This is a genomic window from Brucella grignonensis, from assembly GCF_002252505.1.
Taxonomy (GTDB): Bacteria; Pseudomonadota; Alphaproteobacteria; order Rhizobiales; family Rhizobiaceae; genus Brucella; species Brucella grignonensis.
Window position 1 is genome coordinate 1 of sequence record NZ_NNRL01000141.1, and the last position, 416, is coordinate 416.

The window sequence follows — 416 nt, forward strand, 5'->3', positions numbered from 1 at the left end:
TCCGCCGCCTTCTCCGGACAGCCTGAGCTGGGAACCAGCGTGGCACATCGATGTCTATGGTGATGAACATGAGTACGAAAGGCCAATCACCTATCCGCTGGACGATGGCAGCGACGACGAGATTACCTGGCTGAACGACAGTGCCTGGAGTGACATTGTCTCGGCTCGCGAGACGGCATTGTTCGCTCGTCCCGTGGCGCACTTTTTTGTTCGCGGCTTTCGAACCGACGGCATTGATGAATTCCTGGGCCATATTTCGACGATCGAGGCCGCGCTCGGCCTGCCGCTGGATCATGATCCACGAGCTCGAAGAAGGATCGGAGGCAAGAATCCCGGCGCGACGCATCGGGTCGCGCTTCGAATTTCCGGACTGCTCAAGGATGTTTCCTTCGGGAAGGCCTATTCGAAGCTTTTCG

At 57.9% G+C, this 416-nt stretch carries 1 pseudogene; it reads left to right on the forward strand.

Annotation, left to right across the window (positions count from 1 at the left end):
- Positions 1–416 (forward strand): annotated as a pseudogene (locus CEV33_RS23930) (hypothetical protein); the annotation flags it as partial.